This window comes from Mesorhizobium sp. M7A.F.Ca.CA.004.06.1.1 (genome assembly GCF_003999135.1).
Taxonomy (GTDB): Bacteria; Pseudomonadota; Alphaproteobacteria; order Rhizobiales; family Rhizobiaceae; genus Mesorhizobium.
In genome coordinates this window covers 1-5,370 of record NZ_RZPQ01000398.1, presented here as the reverse complement: position 1 = coordinate 5,370, position 5,370 = coordinate 1, and the positions used below count along the sequence as shown (strand labels likewise).

Sequence of the window (5,370 nt, the reverse complement as noted above, 5' to 3'; positions counted from 1 at the left end):
GCGGATGTGGCCGTCGTCTTTCATGCGCGCCAGCGCCGCCGCCGCCGTCGGGCTCGCCGACAATCGTTCGAAACGTGCCCCCCACTGGGCGAAATGCGCGTCGTCGACCCGGCTCGGCGCGAAATGGGGCAGAGTGGCGCCGGTGCCCCAGGCTGTCTCCGCCATCTCGATGAAAGCGTCGAGGCGTTCGGGCGACATCACCCATTTGTGGAAATGCGCATAGCCGCCATAGAGCGCCAGCGCCCGCGTCCGCTCCGGATAGGTGGCGGCGAACAGCATCGCCATCGGCGCGCCTTCGGAGGAGCCGAGCAGGGCTGCACGGCCGCTGCCGGCAGCGTCCAAAACCGCGCGCACATCGTCCATCCGCGTTTCGAGACTGGGCAGGTTATGCGCGTCGACGCGGTCGGACAGACCCGTGCCGCGCTTGTCGAACAGGATCAGCCGCGAGAATGCCGAAAGCCGCTTCAAGAGCCTGGTATAGCCCTCGTCTTCCCAGTGCAGGTCGAGGTTGGAAATGAAGCCCGGCACGAAGACCAGATCGAGCGATCCCTGCCCGACCACCTGATAGGCGATCCTCATATCGCCGCTACGGGCGTATCGCGTCTCGATCGGCCTCACGAGATTTCCACCCCGGCCTGACGATTTCTGGTCGTCAAACCATAGCAGAACAGCGCGGATGCGGCAGCTTAAACTTTAGCGATGACGAATGTAAGCCGGCGCGGCTTGGCGATTATTCCTGCGAGGCGGCGACGTCGGCAGGGGAGGGCTCGAGTCCGAGTTTGAGGTCGGCCGCAGCCGGCGTGATCGGCCGCCTGATCCTGGCGGAGGCGGCCACCACCAACTCGTTGAAGTTCCCGGTGCCGTCGTCCAGCATTTCGAAGAACTGCCGCCGCATCCTCGGCTCCCAGAACTTGTTGATGTGCTCGGCGACGCCGGCAATGCCTTCCTCGCGCGGCTTGGAATGGAAGAAATCGGCGATCTGGTTTGCCATGCGCACCAGCTTCTCGGCGGTGCTCATAATGTGTTCTTCGTCATGCGACATGCTTGGCAACTCCGCAAACCACCCGGTCGGGGTGGGTGAAAATATCAAAATCGTCGCCGCGAACCAGCGCCACCAGCGTCATGCCGGCCTCTTGCGCCGTGCGGATGGCAAGTGCGGTCGGCGCCGAGACGGCGATGATGAAGGCCGAGCCGATAGAAGCCGTCTTCTGCACCATTTCGACCGACACCCTGGATGTCACCACCACAGCACCGGATGCGCCATCGATGCCGGCCCTGGCCAGCGCGCCGGCCAGCTTGTCGAGCGCATTGTGACGGCCGACATCTTCGCGCGCCATGACGATGCCCTTGCCAGGCATATAGAAACCGGCGGCGTGTACCGCTCCGGTCTCGGTGTGCAGCGGCTGCACTTTGGACAAAAGCTTGACCGAACGAGCGATGTCGTCGGCATCAAGCGTAAGGCTTGAGGCACCAACCGCATCGACCGAGCGCATCGCTTCCTCGATCGACTCGATGCCGCAAAGCCCGCAGCCGACCGGGCCGGCGAGCCTTCGCCGCCGCGCTTCGAAACGTGTGTTGGCTCGGTCCTTCAGCCGGATCTGAATGTCGATGCCGGCGCCATGGTCCTCGACCTCGATGGCTTCGATCTCTTCGGGCAAGGCGATGATGCCTTCGGTCAGCGAGAAGCCGAGCGCGAAATCCTCGAAATCCGCCGGGCTTGCCATCATCACCGCATGCGTGGTGCCGGCAAAGGAGAACGCCACCGGCGTCTCTTCCGGCACCATCCGGTTGGCAGCCGTCGTCCCAACCGCGCGGTGCGCCAGCCGCGATACCTGCGTCGTGGCTTTGCGGCGCGCGCTCAAGACTACTCCGCCGCCTGCAAAGACGCGATGCGCCGGCTCTGCTTGGCTTGCTCGTCATAGTCGCGCTGCCATTCCGACGGTCCGTTGGAGGCGCCGACCTGCACCGCCGTCACCTTGTATTCCGGACAATTGGTCGCCCAGTCGGAGAAGTCGGTGGTGATGACGTTGGCCTGCGTGTCCGGATGATGGAACGTCGTGTAGACCACGCCGGGCGACACCCGGTCGGTGATCAGCGCGCGCAGCGTCGTCTCGCCCGATCGGCTGGTCAGCCGGACCCAGTCGCCGTCGCGCAAACCGCGGTTCTCGGCATCGTGCGGATGGATCTCCAGCCGGTCCTCCGAGTGCCACATGCTGTTGTCGGTGCGCCTGGTCTGCGCGCCGACATTGTACTGTGACAGGATGCGGCCGGTGGTGAGCAGCAGCGGGAAGCGCGGTCCCGTCCTTTCGTCCGTCGCCACATATTCGGTCCGGATGAACTTGCCCTTGCCGCGCACGAACCCGTCAATATGCATGATCGGGGTGCCGAGCGGCGCCTTCTCGTTGCAGGGCCATTGCACGGATCCGACACGGTCGAGCAACTCGAAGGAGACGCCGGCGAAGCTCGGCGTGGTCATCGCGATCTCGTCCATGATCTCGGAGGGATGCTGATAGTTCCAGTCCAGCCCGATCGCGCGGGCAAGCTCCTGCGTCGCCTCCCAATCGGCGTAGCGCGCCTTCGGCTCAAGAACCTTGCGCACCATGTTGATGCGGCGCTCGGCGTTGGTGAAGGTGCCGTCCTTCTCCAGGAAAGTCGAGCCCGGCAGGAAGACATGCGCGTAGTTCGCCGTCTCGTTGAGGAACAGGTCGTGCACGACGACGCATTCCATCGCGGCAAGGCCGGCGGCGACATGCTTGGTGTCGGGATCGGACTGCAGAATGTCCTCGCCCTGGATGTAGATGCCCTTGAAGCTGCCGTCGACGGCGGCGTCGAGCATGTTGGGGATGCGCAGGCCGGGTTCGTCGTCCAGCTTCACGCCCCACAAGGTCTCATAGATATCGCGCACGGCTTCGCCGGAGATGTGGCGATAGCCCGGCAGTTCGTGCGGGAAGGAGCCCATGTCGCAGGAGCCCTGCACGTTGTTCTGGCCGCGCAGTGGGTTCACGCCGACGCCGGGCCGGCCGATATTGCCGGTGGCCATGGCGAGATTGGCGATTGCCATCACAGTGGTCGAGCCCTGGCTGTGTTCCGTCACGCCGAGGCCGTAATAGATCGCGCCGTTGCCGCCGGTGGCGTAGAGCCGCGCAGCGCCCCGGATCAGCTCTGGATCGACGCCGGACAATTTGCCGACGGTTTCGGGGCTGTTTTCCGGCAAGGCTACGAACGATGCCCAATCCTGGAACTCCGTCCAGTCGCAGCGTTCGCGGATGAAGGCTTCGTCGAACAGGCCCTCGGTGACGATCACATGCGCCAGCGCCGTCAGCACGGCCACATTGGTGCCGGGCTTCAGCGGCAGGTGATAATCCGCTTCGATATGGGCCGACTTGACCATCTCGGTGCGGCGCGGATCGAGCACGATCAGCTTGGCGCCCTGGCGCAGCCGCTTCTTCAGCCGCGAGGCGAACACCGGGTGAGCGGAAGCCGGATTGGCGCCGATGATGACGGCGACGTCGGTGAAGTCGACGGAATCGAAATCCTGCGTGCCGGCCGAGGTGCCATAGGTCTGGCCGAGCCCGTAGCCCGTCGGCGAATGGCAGACGCGTGCGCAGGTGTCGACATTGTTGTTGCGGAAACCCTGCCGCACCATCTTCTGGACGAGATAGGTTTCCTCGTTGGTGCAGCGCGACGAGGTGATGCCGCCGATCGCAGTGCGTCCGTACTGGTACTGGATGCGGCGGAATTCCTTGGCCGTATGGGCGATCGCCTCTTCCCAGCTCACCTCGCGCCACGGGTCGGTGACCTTTTCGCGGATCATCGGCGACAGGATGCGGTCCTTGTGGGTGGCGTAGCCATAGGCGAAACGGCCCTTGACGCAGGAATGGCCGTGGTTCGCCTTCCCCTCCTTATAGGGCATCATGCGAACGACTTCGTCACCCTTCACCTCGGCCTTGAACGAGCAGCCGACGCCGCAATAGGCGCAGGTGGTAACAGCCGAGCGCTCCGGCAGGCCCTTGGCAAGCACCGTCTTCTCGCGCAGCGCATCGGTCGGACAGGCCTGCACGCAGGCGCCGCAGGACACGCATTCCGAATCGATGAACGCCTCGTGCATCCCCGCCGAAACCCGGGATTCGAAGCCTCGTCCCTCGATGGTCAGCGCGAAGGTGCCCTGCACCTCTTCGCAGGCCCGCACGCAGCGCGAGCAGACGATGCATTGCGAGGCATCATAGGTGAAATAGGGGTTGGATTCATCGCGGGCGATGTAGTCGACCGCCAGCGAGCCATGGCCGGGCGCCACGCCACCTTCCGGCTTGACGTGGTTGCGGCCTTCGATGCCGTAGCGGTTCTCGGTCAGGCCGATCGACTTCGCCACCGCATCGAACTCGCTCGCGCCGGTTCCGGCCTGTTCGTTCCAGCCGGTCGGATGATCGGAGACGTAGAGCTCCATGACGCCGCGGCGAATGGCATCGAGCCGCTCGGTCTGCGTGCGCACGATCATGCCTTCGCCGACGGGCGTCGTGCACGATGCCGGCGTGCCGCCGCGTCCTTCGATCTCGACAAGGCAGACACGGCACGAACCGAAGGAGTCCAGCATGTCGGTGGCGCAAAGCTTCGGGATCTCGACCCCGCCTTCCATCGCGGCACGCATGATCGAGGTGCCTTCCGGCACGGTGATGCTGCGACCGTCGACGTTCAGCGTGACCTGCTTCTGCGCCTTCGATTGCGGGGTTCCGTAGTCGATCTCTTCGACGAGGGAGGGGAAGTCGGCCTTGATGTTCATCTGCCAGCTCCTATTCGGCAGCCACGCGCACGGGCGCTGGCTTGAAGTCGTCGGGGAAATGGGTAATCGAGCTCATCACGGGATAGGGCGTGAAGCCGCCCAGCGCGCAGAGCGAACCGAACTTCATCGTGTTGCAGAGGTCGGTGACCAGAGCGAGGTTCTTCTCCGGCTCGATGCCCGCGACTATTCTGTCGATGGTCTCGACACCGCGCGTCGAGCCGATGCGGCAGGGCGTGCACTTGCCGCAGCTTTCGATGGCGCAGAACTCCATGGCAAAGCGCGCCTGTTTCAGCATATCGGCGGTGTCGTCGAACACCACGATGCCGGCATGGCCGATCAGCCCGTCCTTTGCCGCGAAGGCTTCATAATCGAACGGCGTGTCGAACAGCGCGCGCGGGAAGTAGGCGCCGAGCGGCCCGCCGACCTGCACCGCCTTGACCGGTCGCCCCGTGGCCGTGCCGCCGCCGATCTCGTCGACGATCTCGCCCAGCGTCATGCCGAAAGCGGCTTCGAACAGGCCGGCATATTTGACGTTGCCGGCGATCTGGATCGGGATCGTGCCGCGCGAGCGGCCCATGCCGAAATCCTTGTAG

5 protein-coding genes are annotated in these 5,370 nt (G+C 64.6%); all 5 read right to left on the bottom strand.

Going from position 1 to position 5,370, the window contains the following annotated elements:
- Positions 1 to 618: alpha/beta hydrolase (locus EN906_RS21585; protein WP_164777278.1), on the bottom strand; the 618-nt coding region annotated here is incomplete at its 3' end.
- A 112-nt stretch (positions 619 to 730) separates the two neighbouring features.
- Positions 731 to 1,042 (bottom strand): formate dehydrogenase subunit delta, encoded by a 312-nt coding sequence (locus EN906_RS21580; RefSeq protein WP_023811684.1) that lies wholly within the window; start codon positions 1,040 to 1,042, stop codon positions 731 to 733.
- Complete coding sequence (fdhD, locus tag EN906_RS21575; RefSeq protein WP_127267011.1) at positions 1,032 to 1,862, bottom strand: formate dehydrogenase accessory sulfurtransferase FdhD; 831 nt, start codon at positions 1,860 to 1,862, stop codon at positions 1,032 to 1,034. Before fdhD ends, EN906_RS21580 begins: the two co-directional genes overlap by 11 nt.
- 2 nt (positions 1,863 to 1,864) lie before the next feature.
- Positions 1,865 to 4,777: a formate dehydrogenase subunit alpha gene (gene fdhF, locus EN906_RS21570; RefSeq protein ID WP_064995765.1), complete on the bottom strand. Its 2,913-nt coding sequence runs from the start codon at positions 4,775 to 4,777 to the stop codon at positions 1,865 to 1,867.
- A 10-nt stretch (positions 4,778 to 4,787) separates the two neighbouring features.
- On the bottom strand, positions 4,788 to 5,370 hold a 583-nt coding region (locus EN906_RS21565; protein ID WP_206529147.1), incomplete at its 5' end, for an NADH-ubiquinone oxidoreductase-F iron-sulfur binding region domain-containing protein.